9 protein-coding genes and 3 rRNA genes are annotated in these 25,799 nt (G+C 67.2%); all 12 read right to left on the minus strand.

All coding sequences use genetic code 11. The annotated features are described in order from the left end of the window. Window positions 1-79: 79 nt before the first annotated feature. Complete coding sequence (locus BH708_RS07040) at window positions 80-1,714, minus strand: serine/threonine-protein kinase (protein ID WP_076807692.1); 1,635 nt, start codon at window positions 1,712-1,714, stop codon at window positions 80-82. Next, entirely contained in the window at window positions 1,711-4,626 is a 2,916-nt protein-coding gene (locus BH708_RS20300; protein ID WP_076807694.1) for an FHA domain-containing protein, read from the minus strand. The genes BH708_RS07040 and BH708_RS20300 overlap by 4 nt, the downstream gene beginning before the upstream one ends. Further along, on the minus strand, window positions 4,623-5,504 hold the full coding sequence (locus tag BH708_RS07050; protein ID WP_076807696.1) for a PP2C family serine/threonine-protein phosphatase: 882 nt from the start codon (window positions 5,502-5,504) through the stop codon (window positions 4,623-4,625). The genes BH708_RS20300 and BH708_RS07050 overlap by 4 nt, the downstream gene beginning before the upstream one ends. Next, on the minus strand, window positions 5,501-7,618 hold the full coding sequence (locus BH708_RS07055) for an RDD family protein (RefSeq protein ID WP_076807698.1): 2,118 nt from the start codon (window positions 7,616-7,618) through the stop codon (window positions 5,501-5,503). The genes BH708_RS07050 and BH708_RS07055 overlap by 4 nt, the downstream gene beginning before the upstream one ends. Then, complete coding sequence (locus BH708_RS07060) at window positions 7,618-10,131, minus strand: transglutaminase domain-containing protein (RefSeq protein WP_076807700.1); 2,514 nt, start codon at window positions 10,129-10,131, stop codon at window positions 7,618-7,620. Before BH708_RS07060 ends, BH708_RS07055 begins: the two co-directional genes overlap by 1 nt. Further along, complete coding sequence (locus tag BH708_RS07065) at window positions 10,128-11,294, minus strand: DUF58 domain-containing protein (RefSeq protein WP_253705502.1); 1,167 nt, start codon at window positions 11,292-11,294, stop codon at window positions 10,128-10,130. Before BH708_RS07065 ends, BH708_RS07060 begins: the two co-directional genes overlap by 4 nt. Before the next feature lie 260 nt (window positions 11,295-11,554). Continuing rightward, the gene (locus BH708_RS07070; protein WP_076807704.1) at window positions 11,555-12,529 is read right to left on the minus strand and encodes a MoxR family ATPase; all 975 of its coding nucleotides are present in this window, start codon (window positions 12,527-12,529) and stop codon (window positions 11,555-11,557) included. A gap of 81 nt (window positions 12,530-12,610) precedes the next feature. Beyond that, window positions 12,611-18,832 (minus strand): Ig-like domain-containing protein, encoded by a 6,222-nt coding sequence (locus BH708_RS07075; protein ID WP_076807706.1) that lies wholly within the window; start codon window positions 18,830-18,832, stop codon window positions 12,611-12,613. A 210-nt stretch (window positions 18,833-19,042) separates the two neighbouring features. Continuing rightward, entirely contained in the window at window positions 19,043-20,050 is a 1,008-nt protein-coding gene (locus BH708_RS07080; RefSeq protein WP_076807707.1) for a polyprenyl synthetase family protein, read from the minus strand. 421 nt (window positions 20,051-20,471) lie between these two features. Continuing rightward, window positions 20,472-20,588 (minus strand): 5S ribosomal RNA (gene rrf, locus BH708_RS07085). A gap of 109 nt (window positions 20,589-20,697) precedes the next feature. Beyond that, a 23S ribosomal RNA gene (locus tag BH708_RS07090) occupies window positions 20,698-23,765 on the minus strand. Between the two features lie 356 nt (window positions 23,766-24,121). Continuing rightward, window positions 24,122-25,639, minus strand: a 16S ribosomal RNA gene (locus BH708_RS07095). The 16S, 23S and 5S rRNA genes sit together here, the layout of an rRNA operon. Window positions 25,640-25,799: the final 160 nt, after the last annotated feature.

Genomic DNA, 25,799 nt, shown 5'->3' on the forward strand with positions numbered 1-25,799 from the left:
TCTGCCTTTCCCCTCTGTCGTTCCAGCTCGCCAGGTCGAGGCGCGCCGCCCGACCCTCCGTTCACGTGCACGGTACCGTTCACCCGCCGTCCAGGCAGGCCTCCACCGCTCCGCTCGCGCCCCCGTTCTCGTCGACGGTGACCACCTCGGCGCAGAGGTCCTCGATCCCCGGGGGGATCTCGAGCACCGTCGAGTTCTGTCCGTACACGTCCTTGCGCCCGGCGAACTTCTCGTAGTTCTCGGGGAGGTCCTTCCAGTACACCTGGAAGTGGTCGCCCTCCTCGTAATCCGGGGGATACACCCATTCGACCTGTGCCCGCGCCGTGCCGCCGCCCTCCGTCGCGGGCGCGATCTGCTCGACGCCGACGGAGCCCGGCTTCCCCGGCGGTTCGCGCGGGGCGTCGGGGGTGTTGACCGCGATCGTCGGCCGTTCCTCCTCCTCGGGGGCCACGAAGTACCGCACTCCGAGGGTCGCTCCCACGCCGACCAGAACGACCAGGATCGCGGCCAGGGTGACGAACGGCCAGGCGGGCGTCCTCGGCGTCTCCTCCTCCTGCTGCCGCTGCGGTGGCAGCGGCGAGGGACCGGCGGAGGTCCTCGCTCCGGCGGGGCGCAGCTGGGTCGTCTCCCCGGGGGACGAGGATGCCGAGCTCCCGGGGGCCGGACCGGCCGGGGAGGGAGCCCCGAGAGCCGGGGCGACCCCGGCGAAGGGGTCCAGTCGGCGGTGCTCGCCGTGCCCGGTGGTCCCCGTCTCCGGGTCGACCGTGGCGACCTTCCGGATCCGGGTGTGCATGTCCATCTCGTCGTCATCGGTGCCGTGCGGCGCGGGGGCGCCGCGGTCGTCGATCACATCCATCTGGGTGACCGGCAGCGACAGCGCCAGCTCCACCTGCTGCAGGCCGCGGCCGAAGGCGAGCGCGGTGTCGTAGCGCCCGGCGGGGTCCTTCGCCATCGCGATCGACAGCACCCGGTTCAGCTCCGGGGGCACGTCGGGCCGATCCAGGGGCTCCAGCGGCTCCGCGGCGATACGGTGGATGAGGTCGGAAGCCGTGTTCCGCTGAGCTCGGCGCTCGAACGGGGTCCTGCCCGCGAGTAGCGAGTACACGGTCGCGGCCAGGGAGAACACGTCGCTGCGCACATCCGCGCGGGGTGGATCGGCGAAGAATTCCGGGGGCGACCAGGGAATGGACATGCCCTGGGAGTCCTCGACGTCGTGGCCCTTGGCGGTGGCGATGGAGATCCCGAAATCGGTCAGCGCGGGGCGGCTGTAATCGGTGACCAGGATGTTGGCCGGTTTGATGTCGCGGTGGAGGATGCCCGCACGATGCGCGGTCTCGACGGCTCCGGCGATCTGGACACCGACCCGCAGCGCCTCGGCCACGGTGATCCGCTCCTTGCGGAAGCGCACTCCGTAGTTCGGCCGCGGGCAGTACTCCATGACGATGTACGGGCGGTGGTCGTCGGAGACCTCGGCCTGGTGGATCGTGACGATCGACGGGTGGGTCGACATCTGCGCCATGACATTGGCCTCGGCGTCGAACTGCCGGCGCACCGACTCGTCCAGCACGTTCGAGAGCAGGACCTTGATCGCGACCTGGCGCTGGGGACGCGCCTGACGGTAGAGGAAGACATCGGCGAACCCGCCCGAGCCGAGCATCTGCTCGTACTCGTAGCCGGGGAGCTGTGGCGGCGGTGAGGGCGGTCTGCTGCTCATGCCCGCTCCCTCATCCGCAGGTGGACGCCGTCGCCGAGGTCGAGGACGTCTCCCTCGTGCAGCACCACGCCCTCCCGGGGACGCAGCCGCAGCGGGTCGGCGCCCTCCCGGTACAGCGTGGTGCCGTTGGTGGTGCCCAGGTCGAGCGCGACCACGTGCCAGCCCTCGAGCCGCAGTTCGAGGTGCGAGCGGGAGATGTCCTGCTGCGGGCTCGGCACGGTGACCAGCTGCGGGACGTCGTGCACGCTGACGCGGGAGGCTCGGGGCCGACGCCCGACGATCGCGGAGCGGTCCAGCACGAACCGGTCCCCGGTGGAGAGCTCGATGGCACCCAGCGGTGGCCGGGCGACCGTGCGGGGCGTGCCGTGGAGCGGGGTGCCGCAGGCGCGACAGATCGAGCGCTCCGGGGAGTTCGCGTGTCCCTGCGGGCAGACCAGACCCGACAGGGCGACCGCCCCCGTGGGGGGCTGGCCGACGCCGGAGGCCGAGGACGCGAAGGGGGCCGCGGGGTCGCCGGACGACGGCGCACCGGCCGGCCGGCCGGGTGCACCGGCCGGCCGGCCGGGTGGGCCGGACGGCGGGGAAGGCGGGCCGGACGGTGGGGCCGGGGGGCCGGAGGGCGCGACGGGATGCGGGGCGTTCGCGTGACGGTCCCCGGCCGCCCCGGGATCCGACGGTGGGGCGCCGTGCTGGGGCGCGGAACCTGCCGGGCCCGGGTGCCCGATCTGTTGACCGGCGTACCCGCTGCCCCTCTGCTCTCCGGAGGGCTGCGGGCCTGGGTGCGGACCCTGGTGCTGGTGTCCGTACGGCTGCTGGCCGTACGGCTGCTGACTGTACGACTGCTGGTCGTACCGCTGCGGAGCCGCGGACGGCTGCTCGCCGGGCTGCGGTGCCGGAGGACGGTCGGCCATGTGCACCTGCGGATAGGCGGGCGCGGGGTGCTGGGGCTCCGCCGCCCGGCGCGCGGCCGTCTGTGCGATCTCCGGGGCCTTGCGACCGACGCCGGGCACCCAGTCGATGAAATCGCCTCCCGAAGATGCTGACGCCGACGCTGGCGCCGGCGCGTCCGGCACCGCGGCAGCACCTTCGCTCTGCACCTCCTCCGGCTCGGCGCCCGGCGGTGCGGCGACGTCCTCGGCGGGCGTGCCCGGGGCATCGTCCTCGGCGAGGTCGTCGTCCTCGGCGGGCCGCACCGCGGCGTCCTCGATCCGCCGGAAGACGGTCTTGCCGAACAGGTCGTCGTAGGCACCGGTGTTGTCCAGCTCGGTGGGTGCGGACCCGGCCGATGGATCGGCGCGACGCGGGCGCGGGGTGCGCCCCGGCTCGCCGCAATCGACCTGCTCGCCGTCGTCGACCGGGGCGATCTGGGTGACCGGAGCACCGGATCCCTCGGCCTCCTCCGTCTCGGGCTCTGCCTCGTCCTCGAGCGGAGCGACCTGGGTGTCCGAGGACACGACCTCCTCGTCCTCCTCGGGCGGTGCGGGAGTGGGGATCGAGGGCGGCGGAGTCGGTGCAGCAGGCGGCGTCGGCGAGGCCTCAGGGGTGGGCGATTCTTCCAGGGCGGGCGATGCCGGCCCGGCCGAAGCCTCCGACGGCGCCCCGGGGGCGCTCTCGATGCTCGCAGCGGGCTCCGGAGCCGGGGCGGCGCTCGCAGCGGGCTGCTTCACAGGCGCGTCCGCCGGGTCCTCGGGAGGTGTCGTCGCGGGGGCACCGGCAGGTTCCGTCGCCGGGTGCGCCTGACCGGGTCGCTTGCGGTCGAACAGCGAGGTGCTCACCAGTCGTCGGCGAGGAGGTTCCGATGCCGTCGGGACAGGCGCAGCCCCTGTGGCCTGCCCCGCGGCAACCGGTTCGGCGGCAGGGCGCGCGCCGGGCCCGGCGGGACCGTCGCCGGATTCCGAGTCATCGGCGGCCGGTGTGGCTGACGCGGCAGACACAGCCGGCGCATCCGCCGAGGCCGTCGAGGCGGCGGGCTCGGATGCGGGTGTGGCGGGATCCGGTGCGGACGCGGCGGGCTCACGTGCTGGAGCGGCTGCGGCGGGCGACAGCTCGGACGGTGTCGCGGGCGCAGGTGCCTGCTCGGACGGCGGCGACGGCTCGGGAGCGGCAGCCGGGGCCGCCGGGGTCGACTCGGCGAAGAGTCCGTCGAACATGTTGGGTCCGTCGGAGGCGGGCTCCGGGGTCGCGGCGCGGGAGGACCCACCTCGGGAGATCGACGGGGGCATCTCCCCCGGTTTCCGGTCCGCGAGCTTCGGCGTGCGACGGGACGAGGAGCTCGATGAGGAGGACGTGCCGGTCGAGGGCCGGGGCGCCGGAGCGGGCCTGTTGGCGCGTCGCTCGGCGGCCTCCGGGTCCTCGATGGATCTGCCGTCCTCCTCGACCTGCGCGACGAGGGCTGCACGGGCGTCCTCGTCCATCTCCGCGGGATCGATCACCATCTGCACGAAACCCCGCACCCGGGCGATGCCGGAGGAGACGCGCGGGGCCCCCACGGGCTCCTCGGCAGGCAGATCGCCGAACGCGATGCGGTGCACGCCCTCGAGAGTCGTCAGGACGAACGGTTCGTCGTCGGTCCCGGCGACCTGCTGGGAGCCCTCCGCGGTATAGACCGCGAGCGGGGTCTTTCCTTTCACCCCGAGGGTGGCGGTGGTGCCGTCGACGATGGCGAACAGGATCGCGGCAAGGTCATCGACCCCGTCGAGGCCGGACTTCTCGACCAGCGCGTCGAGGAGATCCGCGGCGGGAGGAGCGTCGCCCAGCACGGTCCAGGCGGCCTCGATGACCTCCTTGCGCGTGCCGGGCACCAGGACCGCCCAACCCGCCTCCCGGACGACGAGCGTGGCGGGGCCCTGCTGGGTCCAGGTGCCGAGTCCGAGCAGGGGGGCCGGAGCGGTCGCCTCTGTCTCCTCGGTCATCGACCGCTGCCTCCGGTCTCGGGGATCGCCCGGGGCAGGGTGTCCTCGTCGATCTCGAACTCTTCGTCCGCGGAGTCGGCGCTGCTGCCGGCGGTGTCCTCGGAGGCCAGGGACAGGCCGATCACCTCGACCGCTTCGACGACGACGACGCTGACGTTGTCGCGGCCGCCGCCGTCCAGGGCCAGGCGCACCAGGTCCTCGCTGAGGGTCCGCACGTCGGCGGGTCCGCGCAGCGTGCGCTCGATGGTCGAGTCGTCGACCTCGCCGGTGAGTCCGTCGGAGCAGATCAGCATCCGGTCGCCGACCTCGGCGGGGATGAGCCAGTAATCGGGATCGGACTCCGGGCCGGCGCCGAGCGCGCGGGTGACCATGTGCCGATACGGGTGCACACGGGCTTCCTCGAGGGTGAGCTCGCCCCGGTCCATGAGCTCCTGGACCACGGAGTGATCGACGCTGACCTGCTCGAAGATGTCGCCCGAGAGGCGGTACACCCGGGAGTCGCCGAGATTGAGCACCACCCAGTAGCCGATGCCGTCCAGGACCATCGTGGCGACTGCAGAGACCGTGGTGCCCGCGCCCAGGGTGGACTCTCCCCCGAGCTCGCCGATCCGGTCCGCGGCGCTGCTCAGCGCCTCACCGAGCTGCTCGACGGTGACGTTCTCCTGGATCGTGAGCTTCTCGAACTCCTCGACCGCGATGGCGCTGGCGACCTCGCCGGCGTTGTGGCCCCCCATGCCGTCGGCGACCAGGTAGATCGGGGAAGCGTTGAGGATGCTGTCCTCGTTGGTCCCCCGCACGTGCCCGACGTGTGTCGCCGAGGCGGAGACGACGCGGATCGTTCCGTGGACATCGGGGTCGGACAGGGACCGCTCGATCACTGCTCCCTCTCCACCGACAGCGTCCGGTCACCCAGGGTGACCTGCGCACCGGACGGCAGCACCGTCGGCGAGTTCGGAACCAGGCTCTCGCGCGAGCCATCCTCCCGCACGACGCTCGAGCCGTTGGTCGACCCGAGGTCGGTGACGACGACGGCCTCGGCGGTGCCATCGATGCGCAGATGCGTCTTGGAGACCGAACGGGTGTCGTCCTTGAGCACGAACAGCAGGTCCTGGCCGTCCGAGGCGGGATTGCGACCGATCACCACGGCCCTGTCCACCACGCGATCTGTGCCGTCGTCGGCCGTCAGGCGCAGCGTCTTGACCGGAGGCATCTGCACCGCGGAGACCCGCGTCTGCTCCAGATCCTCGAGCGATTCATCGGGAACGGTCAGCCGGGTCTGCTCGTCCACGGCGTCGTCGGCTCCGCCCCAGGCATCACCGGTGAGCTCGTTCGGTGCTCCTGGGCCGGTCGACGGGGCCCCCGGCCGTCCCTCCGCGGGCGCGGTCGGGCCGGGCTCGGCCGACGCACCGGGCGCCTGGTAGCCGGGCGCCTGGTAGGGAGACTGCTGGGCCGGCTCGCCGAACGACGGGGCCGGCGGCTGTGGGACCTGGCCCGGGTACGGCTGCGGGGCCGGATCACCGGAGGACGACGCAGGCGGCCGCCCGGCCCCCGACGCAGGACCCCAGGGCTCCTGCTGAGCGGACCGGTCCGGCGCGGAAGCGTTCTGGTCCTGGCCCCACGACGACTGCTGTCCCCACTGCGGATCGGGCTGACCCCACGTGCCCTCCGGCTGGTCCTGCGCGGGAGGCTGGCCCCACTGCACCTCCGGCTGGTCCTGCGGTCGGGGCGGCGAGTCCCACGACTGCTGGATGGCCGGTTCGGCCGAGGGAGGCGCCCACGCACTCCCGGAATCCTGCGCGGACGGCGCGGAGGGCTCCCGTGCCGGGGCGGAGGGCTCCTGTGCCGGGGCCGACGGGGCCGAGGACCAGGGCGAGGCGCTGATCGGTGCGTCGGCGGCCGAGGAGCTGCTCGGGTCCGACGGAGCGTACTGGCCGGCCTCGGTCGAGGCTCCGGCGCCCCACCCGCCGTCGGCCGGTTGCCCGGACGGAGCGTCGCCGCTGTCGCGCCACGCGGCGCCTGGTTCGGACAGGAGGTTCTCGTGGGCGCTCACGGCCACCGAGGACTCGCCCAGGTAGTGATCGTTGCTCGCGCGCTCGAAGGTGTCGCGACGAGGGACGAACGGGTTGCGGCCGTCCTTGACGTCGACGACGACGGAATCGATCGCCCGGTCGTGGAAGCCTCGCAGGATCTTCCTCGGGTCGATGAAGATCGACAGCGCCATCAGCCACGGGATGATGCCGTACAGCACCCAGCGGCCCAGAGCCCGCAGGAACCCGATGCCGCCGCCGGCACTGGTCCGGGTGATGCGTAGCCCCATGATCAGCTTGCCGAGGGTGAACCCCTTGGAACCGGACAGCCAGATCATCAGGATCGAGTACGCCAGCGGCAGGGCGACGCCCACGCCGAGCAGGATGTAGGGCAGCACGGCGCCGGGATCCTGCACCAGCAGGACGATGCCGATCGCCAGCGGGATCGTGGTCAGGCTCGCGATGACGCCGTCGATCAGGGCCGCCACCAGGCGCTTGAGCGGGGAGGCCGGCGTGCAGCCGTCCAGCGGCGGCTCCATCTGCGTCCCCTGCTCGGGACCGGGCCCCGCGGCGTCCGGGCTCCATGCGGGGGCGGGCGCTGAGACCGGTGATCCGGGCCCGCCGGGCCGGTCCGCCGAGGCTCCGGGACCGCTGGGGTTCATCGGTGGCTGAGTGACCATCACCTGATCGTACTGTTCCCGGGAGCGCAACGTCGTCGCTCCGGGCTCCTTCGGCGTCAGTGACTCCCGGGAGATCAGCTCGATGCCCGCGTCGTCCTCCTCGTCCTGCTCTTGCCTCCCCAGGTCACGGGACCGGGCCTTCGGAGGCGTCGACCAGGCTCCGGGCGCATCCGTGGCGCGGCGCTCGTACGGCGAGGCCTGGTAGCGCGCACCGCACTCACCGCAGATGACGGCCCCTTCGGTCAGCAGCGTCCCGCAGGTGCTGCAGTATCGCGTCCGGCTCATCAGGACGAACCCTTCCTCGACGACTTCTTCGCTCGGCTCTTCTGCATGCTCCGCAGCGACGACCGGCGGCGACGCATCGCCTCGGCACGGCGCTGGGCCTTCTCCCGGGCGCGGGCCGCCGCCCGCTCCCGCTTCTGCTCCGCCCGACGGTTCTGGGACCGGCTGCGGAAGGAGCGCAGGGAGATCGCCGCCCGGAGCTTCTTGTGCCACGGCACGGCAGCGGTCATGTCGTCGCGGGCGGTCATGACGTGCGACCAGTATTCCTGGACCGCCGGCTCGGACAGGTCATCGGGGCCGAAGACAGCTCGATCGGCCCGACCGGCGAGGGTCAGCGCCCCCAGCTCGGGCAGGTCCGCGTGCAAGCGGGCGGCGGTCTCGGCGCGCGTCATGATCGGGTCCGGCTTGCGCCCGAGGTCCGTCATGAGGTCGAGGATCTCCTGCCAGCCGCCGTCGATGCGGTCCGGCAGCCCACCCCGGGTCCGCCGACGGCCGCGACGGACCGACTTGGCCACGATGACCGCGACGACGCCGAGGATCACCAGCACGATCGGGATCATCCCGTAGGCGGCGTAGACGACCCAGGAGGTGGTCTCGTCGGTCTCGTCCTCGTCGTCCTCGGAGTCCTCGCTCATGGCACCCGGCGGCGGGCTCGGCGGCTCCGCCGGCGGGGGCGGCGGCTGCGCGACCTGCGGCAGAGGCTTCTCGACATCCTTGGGCTCGGGCTGCGTGGGCTCCTCGTCCTCCTCGGGCGCCGGCTCGAAACGCTCCCAGCCCTGCCCCTCGAAGGCAACCTCGACCCAGGCCGTGACGTCATCGCCGGTGAGGGAGACGGTCCCGTCCTGGCCCTCGGGGACCTCGAATCCCATCACCACCCGGGCGGGGATGCCGATCGAACGGGCCAGCACGGCCGTCAGCGCGGCGAACTGCTCCTCGTCACCGATCTTGCCGAGAGGCTGTGCATCGTCACGGTCCTCGTCGAAGCCGATCGGCTCGAGCATGGCCAGCAGGCGGCTGGCACCGTGGCCGGGCAGGGAGGCGGCATCGTCACCGAGGCCGTGGGAGTAATAGGCCTCCGCCTTGATGCCTCGCTGCAGATTGGCGAACCGCTCGTAGTCGGATTCCGAGGTCCCGGCCCACTCCTCGGCGACCGCGGCCATCTTGTCCAGCCGCGAGTTCGGAGGCAGCTCGATGTCGGCGAAGCGGGCCGTCTTGATCTCCTCGGTGGACATCGGCTCGTACGGCTGGTAGCGCAGATCGTAGGTGTCCCCCTGCCGCACGCCGGAGGCGTTCACCGCGGTCTGGGACTTCTCGTTGAGGTAGAGGTTCTCCGCGGTCGCGCCGGCCCGGTCGATCGGCATGCCGTCGATGTCGATGCGGTCGGTGCGCTGCCCGATCGTGGGCATCCAGACGCCGGAGTAGGCACCGATCGTGATCGTCGAGGTGCGCTGGTCGGGGCCGGCCTCGTGGAGGGTCACCCCGGTGGCGGTGGGCAGGAACGCCCCGGAGGCGCTGTCCTCGTCCCGGTTGCCGGCCACGTCGTAGACCTGGAGGTTGTACTGATCCATCGTGGCCAGACGCAGCTTGGTGCCGCCCTCGACGTCGGTGACCGTGAACAGCTCCTCCTCGCGCTGGTTCTTGAGGTATCCCCGGAACTCGCTCAGCGGCGAGACGTACTCGTGCGGGTCGAACGGCGGGGTGATGTGGTTGCGCTGGGCGTAGCGGACGGTGCCCTCGGGCGGATCCAGCAGCGCCTGGGCGCCGACGGCGAGCCCGCCGGCCAGCGCCATGATCACGGCGCCGCCGATCACCCGCCGGCGCAGCACCGGGTTCTTCCACGAGCCCGGGCGCACGGTGTCGGAGATGATCGTGGACTGTGCGCTGTCCAGCCGCGCCCCCTCGAAGCGCCAGGTCAGCCAGCCCACCGAGATGACCGCGAACAGCACACCGCGCAGCACCGGCCAGAACACGTCGGTGGTGCCGAACACGATGGCCAGCAGGACCAGAGCGATCGGGAACAGCCAGGCGAGGACGTAGAACCGGGTGCGCAGCACCACCGTCATGCCCAGCAGCGTCAGGATCAGCACGCCGATCCACACCACACCCAGCACGCCCTGGGCGGAGCCTACCGGCGGCGCGACCGTCAGGGCCGCCTTCCAGCTCGTCACCGGGGCGAACAGCAGCTCCTTCAGAGAGCCGAGGCTCGGCACGATGCCCCAGATCGCCCGGGTCGGAGCGGCGAACATCGATCCGAACAGGAAGTAGACCGCGAGCACCAACGGAGTGATCCGCAGCGGTCCCCAGCGGAAACGGGCGGCGATCAGGGCGATGAGGGTGCCGAAGACCATCGCCATGATCCCGGTCAGGAGGTACTGGATCCCGCCGTAGACCGTCTGGAAACCGATCAGGGCCAGGAGGAACAGGGTGGCCAGGACGGCGATGTCCGCCGCGCGCCGACCGTGGGTCACGTTCGAGAAGAAGGAGGGCCGGTGGGCCCGAGCGGTCGTGGCGGTCATCGTCCCACCGCTCTCATCGCCCGGGCGAGGGTGTCGAGCGATCCGAGGGTGACCACGTCGAGGCTGCCGATCGCGGAGCGCTTGACCTCGGCATCGTCCACGCAGCGGATCGCCACCGCCATCACCCCGATCGGAAGCTGATTGGCGGCGGAGTTCAGCTCTCGCGCCGTGGTGTGGGACCCGACCACCATCATCACCGCGGAGGCGTTGGCGGCCAGGTCGGTGGCCTTCTGGCCCAGTTCATGGAGGGAGATCTTCTCCTTGAGCGGTTCGACGACGGTGTAGTCGTCCATCAGCCGACGGAACGTGCTGGTGCGCTGACGCTCCAAGAAGGTGAAGGGGGTCAGCTCCTTCTCCTCGCGCAGGGTCTGGGCGGAGATCGAGGCGGCGATGGAGACGGCGAGCTCGAACTCGTCGTCGCTGGCGTAGTGCTCGGCGAGGTTGTCCAGCGCGACGACCACGTGGGAGCGGCGGGTCTCCTCGAACTGGCGGACCATGAGCTTGCCGGTGCGGGCGGTGGTGCGCCAGTGGACATGGCGGCGGTCGTCGCCGGGCGCGTAGTCGCGCAGGGCGTGGAAGGCGATGTCGGAGCTGGAGAGGTCCGAGGACGGGGTCCCCTCCAGGTCGCGGAGGAATCCGCTGGCGGCTTCATCCAGCCGCACGGTGCGCGGGTGCACGTACAGCTCCTGCGCCTTGGCCCAGGTGACCTGGCGGCGCATCAGGGACAGCGGGTCGTCGCGGACCGAGCGCACCGGTCCGACGACCAGGACGGCGCGGCGCTTGGTGGGAACCGCGAACAGCTCCTCGTGCTCGGCGGCGGCGTCCAGGCGCGGCACCATGAACTGGGCGGTGGCCGCGCCGACGGCCAGCTCGATGCGTGAGGGCAGGATGGGGCGCTGGGTGGGGTTGGCGATCTCGACCCGGCCGACCGCACGGGTCCCGACCACCACGCGGTGCGTCTGCAGGTCGAGGGTGACCTGGTAATTGGATTTGCCGAGGACGAACAGCCCGGCGATCACCAGCGGCGCGCTGAGGACGAGGGCCACGACGTTCAGCTCGGTCAGGTGCAGCAGGAGCCCGAGGGCCCAGCAGGTCACGGCGACGGCGAGGACGGCCCACCCGATCGGCGAGACGACGTCCAGGACCGGGTGGACGCGCCGCATCCACAGCTCGACCAGGCGGTCCCTGATGCCCGCGAGGCCTGTGCTGCGTGGGGTCCCGGAGGCACTCGACGTGCTGTCCGCGGATTCCGAGCCTGCGGATGGGCCGCTCGTGGGCGATCCGCTCGCGGGGCCTTTCGCTCGGCGGCGCCGATCTCGCGTCTCCGCCCGCTTCCGGGCCTTCGTCGAGGTACGCCTCTTCTTCGCCGCGGCCTTGGCGACCTTGGCGTCGGCGGTATCGGTGGGGAGGGACGACTCGGGGTTCATGCGGACTGCTGACGCGCCTGGGGAGGCGCCACCTCGCTGAGGATCTTGGTCATGACGGTCTGCGGCGTGGTGCCGGCGAACTCGGCCTCGGGGTCGAGCACGAAGCGGTGCAGCCACACGGGCTCGACGAGGTGCTTGACGTCGTCGGGGATGACGTAGTGGCGACCGTTGACCGCGGCCCACACCTTGACCGCTCGCATCAGCGCGATCGCGCCACGGATCGACACTCCGACGCGCACCTCCGGGGCGAGGCGGGTCTCCTCCATCAGACGGGAGACGTATTCCAGGACAGCGGGGTCCACGTGCACGGTCGAGGCCAGCTCGGTCATGTCGTTGACGGCCTGCAGGGAGATGCGCGGGCTGAGCCGGCTGGAGCGGTCGCGCAGCGCGGAGCCCTGGAGGATCTGCACGCTCGAGGCGTGGTCGGGGTAGCCCAGCGAGGTCTTCATGAGGAAGCGGTCCAGCTGCGCCTCCGGGAGACGATAGGTGCCGGCCTGCTCGATGGGGTTCTGAGTGGCGATGACCAGGAAGGGATCACCGACCTCGTGGGTCACGCCGTCCACGGTGACGCGCCCCTCCTCCATCACCTCGAGCATGGCCGACTGCGTCTTCGGGGAGGCGCGGTTGATCTCGTCGGCCAGCACGATGTTGGCGAACACGGGGCCCTTGTGGAACTCGAAGCTCTTGGTGTTCTGGTCGTAGATCGTCACGCCGGTGACGTCCGACGGCAGCAGGTCCGGCGTGAACTGCACCCGGGTGCTGGTGCCCTGCACGGTCGCGGCGATCGAGCGGGCCAGCGAGGTCTTGCCGGTCCCGGGAGCGTCCTCGAGCAGCACGTGGCCGGGGGCCATCATCGCGGTCAGCACGAGGCGGACCACCTCGGTCTTGCCCAGGACGGCCTGTCCCACGCTCTGGACGAGCTTGTCGAAGGTGTCGGCGAACCAGCGGGCCTGTTCAGGGGTCATGCTCACAGTGGTGCTCTGCTTTCCATGTACGGAGGCTGTCAGGGGAGGGGACGCAACGACATCACGACACGTTGCCGTCCTCACGATTCAAGGAGTGTAATAGGATCCGACTTTCTTCCCGTCGACGAAGACATCCATGGGATTACCGGTCCCCTCCACGTAGCCATAGTAGTTTTTTATGGGGGAGGTGGCCTTTCCGTTCGAGCCCCCCGTGATGGTGTACGACTCCCAGACACCATAGTTTCCATTGGTGTGCGTGTTCTTGTAGGTCACATCATACGATTTTCCGGGTTCGAGGTCCGTGAAGGTGATCGTGAAGTAGGTGCAATATCCACCCCACTTATCGTCGGAGGTGCACCCGGACTCGGCGTTCGCGCTGCCCTTTGCCTGCCAATTCGGACCGCCTCCCGCGACCTTCGGCTTCGGCGGGGTGTAGGTGCGGGCCCCCTGAGTCTTCTTGACATTTCCGCTCATGAGGCCCTTTCCGTTCACGACACGCGCGCTGACCGTCATCGATTTCCCGGAGGACAGGTTCTTCGAGACCGTATGGGACGTCCCGGAAGCGTCCTTCCACGACCCGTCGTTCACCCGGTACTGCAAGGTCTTGCCGCCGCCCCCGCCATCGGAGCCGTTGGCCCTGATCTGGAACGTCACCGGACACGTCGAACTGTTGGTGCACTTCGAACTGTTGGAGGAGATGTTCGGCTTTCCCGGTTTCGTGTATGGAGTCACGGACCCCGAGGACTTCGACAGCGCACTCTCACCGCCCTCAAAGCGGTTCCGGGCCTGGACCTGGAATTTATAGGCCTTGCCGTTCTTCAGACCTGTCGCGACGTATGACGTGTCAGAGGCATCGACGACGGCGCGGCCCCCGCCGCTCCAGGTGATGACGTAATCCTGGACGGTGGTCCCGTTGCCCTTGGCCTCGTTCCACTCGATCTTGGCGCGACCGTTGGGATCCTTCCACGGCAGCGACGCCTCCACTCCGGTCGGGGCGTCGGGCCTCGCCCACGGCACCACGGCGTTCGAGGCCCCGGAGCTCCCGCCCTTGCCGACGGAGTTCACCCCCTGATAGGTGAAGGAATGCTTGGAGTTCTCATCGAGGCCGCGGAAGGTCGTCTTGGTCTTGGACGCGGGGACCGTCTGGGACTTCCCCGAGGAGGCTGTGACGACGTACTCCGTGATCGGTTCGCCATTCGCCTCGGCCGTGGTCATCTCCGGCCAGGTGACGGTGATCCCGCCTCCGATCGGATTGTTGATCCGCGAGGCGGTCGCCGTTCCCGCCGGGGCGGCCGGCTTCCCGGCGGGATGCTCCGCCCGGGACCAGTCCGACCACTCCGACGGCTCCTCGGCGAGGTTGTGCGCGCGGACCCGGAACCGATAGTCGGTGCCGTTGGTCAGGTCCGGCCACACGGTGCTCGTGGAACCCGCCTCCAGCTCCTGGGACTGGATCTCCCCGGTCGAAGTGTTCTGCATCTGCAGGTCGTAACGCTGGATCGGGGAGCCGCGGTTGACCGGAGCACTCCAGGACACGGTCAGCTGCGTATCGCCTCGCTCGGCCGACGGTGAATCCGGCTTCTCCGGCCGCACGTCGGGCCGGGCCTCGGCCGACGCCGCCGAGGGCTCGGACTTTCCGACCTCGTTGATCGCCACGACCTCGAAGGTGTACGTCGTGTCGTTGGTCAGCCCGTCGATGGTGCACGAGGTCGATGCGCAGGTCTGGGAGACGGCAGGGCCGCTGGCCGAGGTCACCCGGTACTCGTTGATCGGGGCGCCGTTGTCGGGGCCCGCGGTGAAGTTGAGCTCGACGAAGCCGTCCCCCACGTCACCGACGCGCGGCGCCGACGGCGCATCGGGCTTGCCCCGTACGGTCACATGGATCTCGCCGTTGGCCATGCGGTCCGGGTCCCGGGTGTCATCCAGGACGGCGTACTGGATCGAGAGCACCCCGTGGAAGTCCTCGGCAGGGGTGACCTCGACCTTGTCCCCTTCCACCGAGACCTTGCCCTTGCCGTTGATGACGCTGGCCGCCTCGATGGTCCGCTTCCCGCCCGGGAAGGGATTCGAGTCGTTCTTCAGCACATCGACCTTCTCGGTCTCACCGGCATCGATCTCCGCCGTATCGAGCACGGCGGCCAGCAGCGGTTTCGTCGAGGCGACCACACTCACCTGGACGGTCGCACTGACCGGCGGATTGGTGCCGTCGCTGACCGTGACCGGGACGTCCACGACGGTCCCCTTGGGTGCCCGCGGCGTCGCATTAGCGATCACCGTCGAGCCGTCCATGCTCACCTCGACCCCCTCGACCTCGGGGACCTCCCCGAGCGAGTAACTCAGCTCGTCCCCCTCGGGATCCTCGGCCGAAGCGGCCATGTCCACGGACGCCTGGGCATCGCCCTGCTCGACCTCGAGCGATGCTCCCTGCAGCGTCGGCGGCAGGTTTGACTCCTTCGGGGTGACGATCACCGGGATCGCGAGCGTCGCCGTGGCGGCCGAGGAATCGCCGACCTCGCCGTCGGTGACCTCGACCGAGATGCTGTCGCGGCCGGAGAAGTCCTCGGCGGGACGGTAGCGCAGCGTCGTCTCGTTCTCGACCAGCTCGGACCCGTCGGTGTGCGCCGCGCTCACGAGGGACGGATCGGTGATCTGGGCGCTCTCGGCCCCCGGCCGTACCCGCACGTTGGCGGGGTCCGCGAGGTCGATGTCCACCTCGGAGCCGGCCTCGACCTCGACGGGCTCGCCCACCCACTTCGGGGCCTGCTTGGCCGTGCCGGGGACCCAGATGTATCCGGCGGACGTCATGCCGTCCTGGTCCTCGATGACGTACCGCAGTCGCTGCTGCTCCTCCTGCGGCGTCACCCGTACCGTGCCCTCACCGCGCAGCGACGCCCCCTCCGGGTTGCCTTCGAGCGTGACCTCGAGGTCGGAGGTGCTGCCGTCGGGATCGGAGTCGTTGGCGAGCACGTCGACGTCGATGTACTCGCGCTCCGGATCCATGACCTGCTCCGCGGGGACGAAGTCGTCCCGGGCGACGGGGCTGCGCAGCGGCGCATTGGGATCGACCTTGACGGTCACCGAGGCGGAGCTCTTCAGCTGTCCGTCACTCGCGCTGTAGAGCAGGGTGTGGGTGCCGGGTTCGGTGGGAGTCGTCGCCGTGACCACACCCTCGATCTTCTCGTCCTCCGGATCGGCGACCTCGATATCGGTCATCGCCTCGACGTCCTCGCGCACCACGCTCAGCGGTGTGCCTTCCGGGTCGGTGTCGTTCTCGAGCACGGGAATCTGGATCTCCCGGTCCGGCCGCACCTCCACCGTGTCGTCGACCGCATAGGGAGGCTGGTTCATCTCGTTGGGCTGTGCCACGCCCACCAGCACCTCGGCGGTGCCGATCGCCCCGTACCGGTCCCTCACCTGGTACTGGAAACGATCCGTACCGGCGGAGTCCTTGTACGGGGTGTATTCGATCCACTCGCCGTTGGCGCTCTCGACCACACCCAGCTGCGGGGTGGGGCTGGTGATGCCGGTGAGCATCACCGAATCACCCTCGGGGTCGATACCGCTGGTCGGGACCGGGATCCGTACCGTGGACCCGGCGACCGTGCGAGCTTCGAGATTCTCGGGCTTGGGCGGGGAGTTCGAGGCGTCCCGGGGGACGATCTGGATCGTCACGCGGGCCGCGCCGTCGCGTCCCGTCTCATCCATGACCTGGTAGGTCAGGGTGACTTCGCCGCTGGCGTCGTCGTCGGCGCGGAAACGCACCTGGTCCTGATGGGACTCGGCGTGGCCCGCGGTGTCGGCGTCGGACTTGTCCAGGATCTCCCCGAGATGCATCTCGGAATCCGTGGGCGAGACATCATTGCCGATGACGTCGATGCTCACCATGTCCCCGGCCCGGACCACGGCCCGGTCAGGGACGGCGATGGGGTTGGCGAACTGGGTGTCGGTGCTCGCCAGCATCACTCGCATCGTGCCCTCGGTGCTGCCGGCGGAGTTCGCGACCTCGTAGGTCAGCGGGACGGGCTCGTCGGACACCGTCGCGCCCGGCTCTGCTTCGACGCGCACCAGGTGGTGGGCGACGATCGTCGCCTTCAGCCCACTGTCCTCGGGGACCTGGACAGAGTTCACCACCAGTACGCCGCCGGTGGGGTCGACGTCGTTCTCCAGCGGGTCGATCAAGGTGTCGGTCCCGGTGGTGACGGTGCCCAGGTCATCGACCGCGACCGGGACCAGGTCGTCCGAGGCGGGCTCGACGATGTCGACGCGGATGATCCCCAGGGAGGCGGAGCTGGCGCCGCTGGCGGCGACCGTGTACTCCAGGTAGTACGTGCCCGGGCTCGCCCCGGAGACCCGGATCGTGCCCGCGTCCAGGACCGCATCGATCTCGAGGGCGTCGGGCCCGGTGACGTTGGTCAGCTCGAGCTGACCTCCGTTGGGGTTCAGATCGTTGGCCAGGGGTTTGATCGTCGACGTCCGCCCGGAGACGACGCTGGCGTGATCGGCCGTGGTGATCGGCGCCAGGTCGTTGTCGGTCACGGCCTCGACCTCGACGGTGCCCTTGCCCGTGTCGCCGTTCTCGTCGCGGAACTCCACCGTGATCGTCTTGGTGCCGGTCTCGATCCCCGCGTCGTTGAAGGTGATCAGCCCGTCGGGCTGGAAGCTGACGACGTCCTCCGGTTCGGCGGTCGCGTTGGTGAGGTAGAACGCGTCCCCGTCGGGGTCCTGCCAGTACGGCTTGATGTTGAAACTGATGTCCTCGCCGGAGCGCACCTGCACCTTCGTGGTGGCATCCTCCACGGCCTCCGGCGGCGAGTTCGTGCCCTCGCCGTGCACCTCGAGGTCGACGCTGGCAGTATCGGTTCCGCCGCGACCGTCCTCGGCCTTGTAGGTGAAGCTCGCGCTGCCGGAGGCATCCTCGTCCACCTCGACCTGCATCTGCGTTCCCCCTTGGATCGGCGTGACCGTGCCGATCCCCGGTTGGTCGCCCTCCAGGTCGACGGCGAGGACGTCACCGTCGGGGTCCGTGTCGTTGCGGGTCACCGGGAGCACCACGCTGGCCCCGGGCCGCACGCCGAACGAGTCGTCGTTGGCGGTCGGCTTCCGGTTCTCCTCCTCCCGCTCGGCGGCGGTGTTCGTGATGGTGGTGGTGAGGGTCTCCTTCTCCTTCTCCTTGGTCTTGTCGGTCTGGATGTCCTGGGAGATGTTCCAGTCCTCGACGACCTCCATGTTCTCGGCGATCTTCCAGGACAGCCCGAACTCCTGGTCGTTGAGCACGACCAGGTCGTGATTGACGCGGAAGGTGAGGTCGGCGGCGCTGTCGGCTTCCGGGATGGAGTCCTTGATCGGCTCGCCGCCCTCGCAGACGCGGACATAGCGCACCGATTGGTTCCACGCTCCGTAGGCGCAGCCCTTGGCCTGCGCGGGAGCCACCGGTTCGCCCGTCCCCCCGGCCGCGATCTTCTCGGCGTCGCCGCCCGAGAACGGCACGAGGAACAGCGTGTCCTCGGTGGCGACGACGACGTCGTCCGAGGAATCGCTGGGCTGCTGCAGCTGGGCCGCCTCGAGGTCGGAGACCCCGTAGTCGGAGAGGCTGTACTCGGACGCATCGGTGCCGAGTCGGAGCAGTCGGTTCTCCTTGTCGAGAATGACGGGCTTCTCCCCCACCGCCGTCATCTGGAGCATCTCGGGATCGTTGCTGACGTTGGCGACCGGGGTCGGCTTCTCCGCCTCGGTGTCGCGGGTGTCGTCGGTGCGGGGGAACGTCAGCAGCTCCTCGCCGTCCAGGACGAAGACGGTGCCCTGGTTCGACACGGCGACCTTCGGTGCCTTGTCACCGGTCTCGTAGGTCGGCTCGACGTCGCCGGGGTCGAAAGCCGCCGCCTCGCCGGGGGTGAGGATCCAGACCTTGCCGTCGGGGCTCACGATGGCCACGCGGTCGCCCCCGAGCTTCACCTGCGTGTCCGCACGGAGCTCGACGAGGCCGCCGCGCTGGACGGAGGCGGTGTTGATCGGCGTGATCCCCCGCGGGCCGGTCTCGATCACGGTGTAACCGGACTGGAGGATGTCGAGATCGTCGCCGCTCATCGACAGCCGGGCGTCGAGCTGGCCGGCGTCGACGTTCAGGCGACCCATGAGACGCTGCTCGGAGCCGGTCACCCAGACGCCGCCGTCGGAGACCTCGACGTCCGAGGACGACAACCCCGGGTAGTGGATCGCGAAGCCCGTCACGACGAGCGCCACCACGGCGAGCACGGCGCTCGAGACGACGGTGGACCGTCGTCGGCGCTGCTTCACACCGGCGGTGACAGACATGGTTGACCCCTAGAAATGTGTTCTTCGTTCCGCCCGCACGCCCCATGACCCCACTGCTTCCCCGCCGGGGTCCACCCCCGAGGTCGGCCCTGCCGTGCGCGCGACCGTCCCAGGGTACTCGCAGAGACTTCCGGATGCCACGAGCCTCTCATCATCCTCGGGGACACGCGACCGAACCGCGAGGACCAGGAGGCTTAAGTGGACAGGTGCTCAGCGGCGCCGTTCGACCAGAGTGCGGGTGAACTCGATCAGCGCGTCCCGCACGACGCCCGCGGGCAGCTCCTCGAGGATCGCCACCGACTCATCCGCTGTGCGCTGCGCGAGCTCCCGCGTGGCTCCCAGGGCGGGATCGTCCTGCAGCAGCGACACCAGCTCCGCCAGCGACTCGTCGCTGCTGAGGTCGCCGTCGAGGCGCTCGACGATCTGTCGACTGCGGGCGTCGCCCTCCTGGGACGCTCGACGACGCACGAGGAGGGTCGGCATCGTGGGGACGCCTTCCCGCAGATCGATGCCGGGCGTCTTACCGCTCGTGGCTGCATCACTGCCGAGGTCGAGAACGTCGTCCGCGAGTTGGAACGCGACTCCGACCTTCTCGCCGTACCGGCGCATGACATCGCCGGTGCCGGCTGGTGCTCCGGCCAGGATGGCACCGAGTTCGCCCGCGAGGGCGAGCAGGGAGGCGGTCTTGTCCGAGAGCACCGAGATGTAGTGGTCGAAAGGGTCATCCTGCGGCGCAGGGCCGACGGTCTCGTGCAGCTGTCCCAGGCACAGTCGTTCGAAGGTCTCGGAATGCAAGGTCACGGCGGACGGGCCGATGCGGGCGCTCAGAGCACTGGCACGGGCGAAGAGAAAATCGCCGGTCAGGATCGCGACGTTGTTGCCCCAGAGGGCGTGCGCGCTGTCGGTCCCGCGACGCGTCGGCGCCGAGTCCATCACATCATCGTGGTACAGGCTGGCCAGGTGAGTCAGCTCCACGAGCACCGCGGCATCGAGAACGCTGTCCTCGTCGATGTCCCCGAGAGCGGCCGCCAGCAGCACGAGCATCGGGCGAACCCGCTTGCCGCCCGCGTCCATCAGGTGACGCGCCGTCCAGCGGGTCATGTCGTCCGAGGTCTCGACGGAGCTCCGCAGCCGATCCTCGATCATGCCGAGACGGTCCGCGATTCTCGTCGCGAGCTCCTCGTCGAGGACGGGGACGGCCGGCAGCGAGGACGACATGACACTCCTGGGACTCTGCGGGAACGCCTTCGGAGTCGTTCCCCGGCTCTGGCTACTTCGTGGACGGACGCGACAGGAGTCGCCTCCGCTGTACGGGGCACCGCGCGATACCGCCTCGCACACGGACGCCCATTCTACCCTTGGCCCTTCCCCAAGACCCGTTTCGATGGTCCCGAGGTGACAGGGGGTACGCCATGACCGAGCTCCTGCTCCCGTGCACCTGCGGGGGACGGGCACCCTGACAACGCGCTCCCCGCTCACGATGCAGTCCGCACGGAGCCCCGGTGGTCGTGAGCACCGGTGGCGGGGCGATGGGCGTCGCAGCGTGGGTGGTGTCGGGGCATGAAAAAAGGGAGTGGGAGGCGCGAGACCGCCCTCTCGAACAAGGGGTCTCCAACAGCCTCCCACTCCCATGGAAGATGTCCGGCGGCGTCCTACTCTCCCACACCCTCCCGAGTGCAGTACCATCGGCGCAATCGAGCTTAGCTTCCGGGTTCGGAATGGAACCGGGCGTTTCCTCGATGCTATGACCGCCGTAACACGACGAGACAACCAGCCCACAAACACCACAACATAAGCGGTGCCCCGGGATTATTTCTCCAGAACCACACAGTGGACGCGAACACACAACAATAAACAATAAACGTGTTGTTAAGTCATCAGCCATTAGTACCAGTCAGCTCCACACATTACTGCGCTTCCACATCTGGCCTATCAACCCAGTCATCTACTGGGGGCCTCTCACACCACAAGGGTGCATGGATATCTCATCTTGAAGCAGGCTTCCCGCTTAGATGCTTTCAGCGGTTATCCCTTCCCAACGTAGCCAACCAGCCATGCTCTTGGCAGAACAACTGGCACACCAGAGGTCAGTCCATCCCGGTCCTCTCGTACTAGGGACAGGACTTCTCAAATATCCAACGCGCGCAGCGGATAGGGACCGAACTGTCTCACGACGTTCTAAACCCAGCTCGCGTACCGCTTTAATAGGCGAACAGCCTAACCCTTGGGACCAACTCCAGCCCCAGGATGCGACGAGCCGACATCGAGGTGCCAAACCATGCCGTCGATATGAGCTCTTGGGCAAGATCAGCCTGTTATCCCCGGGGTACCTTTTATCCGTTGAGCGACACCCATTCCACAATGGAGTGCCGGATCACTAGTTCCTGCTTTCGCACCTGCCCGACATGTCTGTCTCGCAGTCAAGCTCCCTTGTGCACTTACACTCAACACCTGATTGCCAACCAGGCTGAGGGAACCTTTGAGCGCCTCCGTTACTCTTTAGGAGGCAACCGCCCCAGTTAAACTACCCATCAGACACTGTCCCTGATCCGGATCACGGACCGAGGTTAGGAATCCAGAACGACCAGAGTGGTATTTCAACAATGACTCCACACTCACTGGCGTGAATGCTTCCCAGTCTCCCACCTATCCTACACAAGCCGTCCCAAACACCAATATCAAACTATAGTAAAGGTCCCGGGGTCTTTCCGTCCTGCTGCGCGTAACGAGCATCTTTACTCGTAATGCAATTTCGCCGAGTTCGCGGTTGAGACAGTGGAGAAGTCGTTACGCCATTCGTGCAGGTCGGAACTTACCCGACAAGGAATTTCGCTACCTTAGGATGGTTATAGTTACCACCGCCGTTTACTGGGGCTTAAATTCTCAGCGTCGACCCCCAAAAGGGTCTAACCGGTCCTCTTAACCTTCCAGCACCGGGCAGGCGTCAGTCCGTATACAGCGTCTTACGACTTCGCACGGACCTGTGTTTTTAGTAAACAGTCGCTTCTCCCTGGTCTCTGCGGCCCTCACCGCTCTCACGGTTCGGGCCCCCTTCTCCCGAAGTTACGGGGGCATTTTGCCGAGTTCCTTAACCACGATTCTCTCGAACGCCTCGGTATTCTCTACCTGATCACCTGAGTCGGTTTAGGGTACGGGCGACCGTATTCGTCACGCCGGAACTTTTCTAGGCAGTACAGGATCACTCACCTTCGCCCCTACGGGATCCCCATCACGTCTGACCCTCATGGCCCCAGCATTACCCGGGGCCGGGCTGCACGCTTAGACGGACTATTCCATTAAGTCCGCGGAAGCTACCTCACTGCGTCATCCCACGCGCTGACCTACTACAACCTTGGTTCCCAGCCTCACCAACCTCCACACCCGAAGGGTATGGGGCCAGCTCGGGTGGTTAGCATCGGAAGCCTCGGTATGGGTCCTCCTACGATCGGTTCGGGAATATCAACCCGATGTCCATCGACTACGCCTGTCGGCCTCGCCTTAGGTCCCGACTAACCCAGGGCGGATTAACCTGGCCCTGGAACCCTTGATCAATCGGCGGACGGGTTTCTCACCCGTCTATCGCTACTCATGCCTGCATTCTCACTCGTACAGCCTCCACCACTGGGTTCCCCGCGGCTTCACCGGCTGCACGACGCTCCCCTACCCACCCCAGCACATACGTCTGGAGTGACACAGCTTCGGCGGTGTACTTGAGCCCCGCTAAATTGTCGGCGCAGAATCACTTGACCAGTGAGCTATTACGCACTCTTTCAAGGGTGGCTGCTTCTAAGCCAACCTCCTGGTTGTCTCAGCAACTCCACATCCTTTTCCACTTAGCACACGCTTAGGGGCCTTAGCTGATGTTCTGGGCTGTTTCCCTCTCGACCATGAAGCTTATCCCCCACAGTCTCACTGCTGCGCTCTCACGTATCGGCATTCGGAGTTTGGCTAAGGTCAGTAACCCGGTGGGGCCCATCGCCTATCCAGTGCTCTACCTCCGACACGAAACACGCAACGCTGCACCTAAATGCATTTCGGGGAGAACCAGCTATCACGAAGTTTGATTGGCCTTTCACCCCTATCCACAGGTCATCCCCTCCATTTTCAACTGAAGTGGGTTCGCGCCTCCACGCGGTCTTACCCGCGCTTCACACTGCCCATGGATAGATCACTTCGCTTCGGGTCTAGAGCCGGCGACTGAACGCCCCGTTCAGACTCGCTTTCGCTACGGCTACCCCACACGGGTTAACCTCGCCACCGACCACTAACTCGCAGGCTCATTCTTCAAAAGGCACGCCGTCACCCCTCAAGGCTCCGACGGATTGTAAGCACACGGTTTCAGGTACTATTTCACTCCCCTCCCGGGGTGCTTTTCACCTTTCCCTCACGGTACTTGTCCGCTATCGGTCAAGAAGTAGTATTCAGGCTTACCAGGTGGTCCTGGCAGATTCACACCGGATTTCACGGGCCCGGTGCTACTCGGGAACAGCATCACGCCGCACACCAGTTTCGTCTACGGGGGTCACACCCTCTACGCCGTCGCACTCACCACGACTTCGACTACCACTATGCGTCCACGTCGATCCGCCGGCAGACAGACCAGACACGTCCCACAACCCCCAACCTGCAACCCCTGCCGGGTATCACACAGACCAGGTTTAGCCACCTCCGCTTTCGCTCGCCACTACTCACGGAATCACTCTTTGTTTTCTCTTCCTGCGGGTACTGAGATGTTTCACTTCCCCGCGTTCCCTCCACACCACCTATACATTCAATGGCGGGTACCGCGACATGACTCGCGGTGGGTTTCCCCATTCGGACATCCTCGGATCACAGCTCTGTTGTCAACTCCCCGAGGCTTAACGCAGACTCACACGTCCTTCGTCGGCTCTTCTTGCCAAGGCATCCACCGTGCGCTCTAAAAAACTTAGCAACACAAAGACACAAAATCATAAAAATTGCTTACAAGATGCTCGCGTCCACTATGTAGTTCTCAAGAAACAACCCCACACCCACCACGACCACCACAACAGTGACTCATGACGAGGGAGGACCAGCCACACACCCCGACACCCACAGGCACCAGGGACGCGTGCAGCCTCACAACCCAATAGCGTGTCTCCACCTCGAACCAGCCCCACCCCACTCGTTCCACACCCCGCAACACGGAGTCGTACTAGAGCCGGCGAGAACCAGCGAAGTGCCCATTCATCGATGTTCCACCCGTGAGCAACCATCCCCACCACACTCGGGCAGGACGATGGCCACCATAATGGTGATGCTCCTTAGAAAGGAGGTGATCCAGCCGCACCTTCCGGTACGGCTACCTTGTTACGACTTAGTCCCAATCACCGATCCCACCTTCGACAGCTCCCTCACGAGGATGGGCCACTGGCTTCGGGTGTTACCGACTTTCGTGACTTGACGGGCGGTGTGTACAAGGCCCGGGAACGTATTCACCGCAGCGTTGCTGATCTGCGATTACTAGCGACTCCGACTTCATGGGGTCGAGTTGCAGACCCCAATCCGAACTGAGGCCGGCTTTTTGGGATTCGCTCCACCTCACAGCTTCGCAACCCATTGTACCGACCATTGTAGCATGCTTGAAGCCCAAGACATAAGGGGCATGATGATTTGACGTCGTCCCCACCTTCCTCCGAGTTGACCCCGGCAGTCTCCCATGAGTCCCCGCCACGACGCGCTGGCAACATGGAACGAGGGTTGCGCTCGTTGCGGGACTTAACCCAACATCTCACGACACGAGCTGACGACAACCATGCACCACCTGTGAACCAGTCCAAAGAAAGCCACATCTCTGCAGCCGTCCGGTCCATGTCAAGCCTTGGTAAGGTTCTTCGCGTTGCATCGAATTAATCAGCATGCTCCGCCGCTTGTGCGGGCCCCCGTCAATTCCTTTGAGTTTTAGCCTTGCGGCCGTACTCCCCAGGCGGGGCACTTAATGCGTTAGCTACGGCGCGGAAAACGTGGAATGTCCCCACACCTAGTGCCCAACGTTTACGGCATGGACTACCAGGGTATCTAATCCTGTTCGCTACCCATGCTTTCGCTTCTCAGTGTCAGTAATGGCCCAGAGACCTGCCTTCGCCATCGGTGTTCTTCCTGATATCTGCGCATTTCACCGCTACACCAGGAGTTCCAGTCTCCCCTACCACACTCTAGCTTGCCCGTACCCACCGCACGCCCGAGGTTGAGCCTCGGGTTTTCACGGCAGACGCGACAAGCCACCTACAAGCTCTTTACGCCCAATAATTCCGGACAACGCTTGCGCCCTACGTATTACCGCGGCTGCTGGCACGTAGTTAGCCGGCGCTTCTTCTGCAGGTACCGTCACTCTCGCTTCTTCCCTACTGAAAGAGGTTTACAACCCGAAGGCCGTCATCCCTCACGCGGCGTCGCTGCATCAGGCTTTCGCCCATTGTGCAATATTCCCCACTGCTGCCTCCCGTAGGAGTCTGGGCCGTGTCTCAGTCCCAGTGTGGCCGGTCGCCCTCTCAGGCCGGCTACCCGTCATCGCCTTGGTGAGCCATTACCTCACCAACAAACTGATAGGCCGCGAGTCCATCCCCCACCGAAAAACTTTCCAGCAACCACCATGCGGTGGAAACTCATATCCGGTATTAGCCTCGATTTCTCGAGGTTATCCCGAAGAGGGGGGCAGGTTACTCACGTGTTACTCACCCGTTCGCCACTAATCAGGCAGTGCAAGCACCACCGTCATCGTTCGACTTGCATGTGTTAAGCACGCCGCCAGCGTTCGTCCTGAGCCAGGATCAAACTCTCCATGAAAACATAGAAAAATCCCAGCAAACAACAAACAACTAGCATAAACTGCTAATCATCCGTTAAAATTTGCCATTCAAAATAATGGCATCAATAAACAGACACGCTATTGAGATATCAAGCAACACGCGCACATCGTTCTCACTCCGCGATCGCGGTATGAGTC

The sequence above is a fragment of the Brachybacterium sp. P6-10-X1 genome (assembly GCF_001969445.1).
GTDB lineage: Bacteria > Actinomycetota > Actinomycetes > Actinomycetales > Dermabacteraceae > Brachybacterium.

What these genes read in the sequence shown, in the direction of transcription:
- BH708_RS07040 (WP_076807692.1), bottom strand. Translation starts at nt 1,714, where the DNA reads ATGAGCAGCAGACCGCCCTCACCGCCGCCACAGCTCCCCGGCTACGAG.
- BH708_RS20300 (WP_076807694.1), bottom strand. Translation starts at nt 4,626, where the DNA reads ATGACCGAGGAGACAGAGGCGACCGCTCCGGCCCCCCTGCTCGGACTC.
- BH708_RS07055 (WP_076807698.1), bottom strand. Translation starts at nt 7,618, where the DNA reads ATGAGCCGGACGCGATACTGCAGCACCTGCGGGACGCTGCTGACCGAA.
- BH708_RS07060 (WP_076807700.1), bottom strand. Translation starts at nt 10,131, where the DNA reads ATGACCGCCACGACCGCTCGGGCCCACCGGCCCTCCTTCTTCTCGAAC.
- BH708_RS07065 (WP_253705502.1), bottom strand. Translation starts at nt 11,294, where the DNA reads ATGCGGCGCGTCCACCCGGTCCTGGACGTCGTCTCGCCGATCGGGTGG.
- BH708_RS07075 (WP_076807706.1), bottom strand. Translation starts at nt 18,832, where the DNA reads ATGTCTGTCACCGCCGGTGTGAAGCAGCGCCGACGACGGTCCACCGTC.
- BH708_RS07080 (WP_076807707.1), bottom strand. Translation starts at nt 20,050, where the DNA reads ATGTCGTCCTCGCTGCCGGCCGTCCCCGTCCTCGACGAGGAGCTCGCG.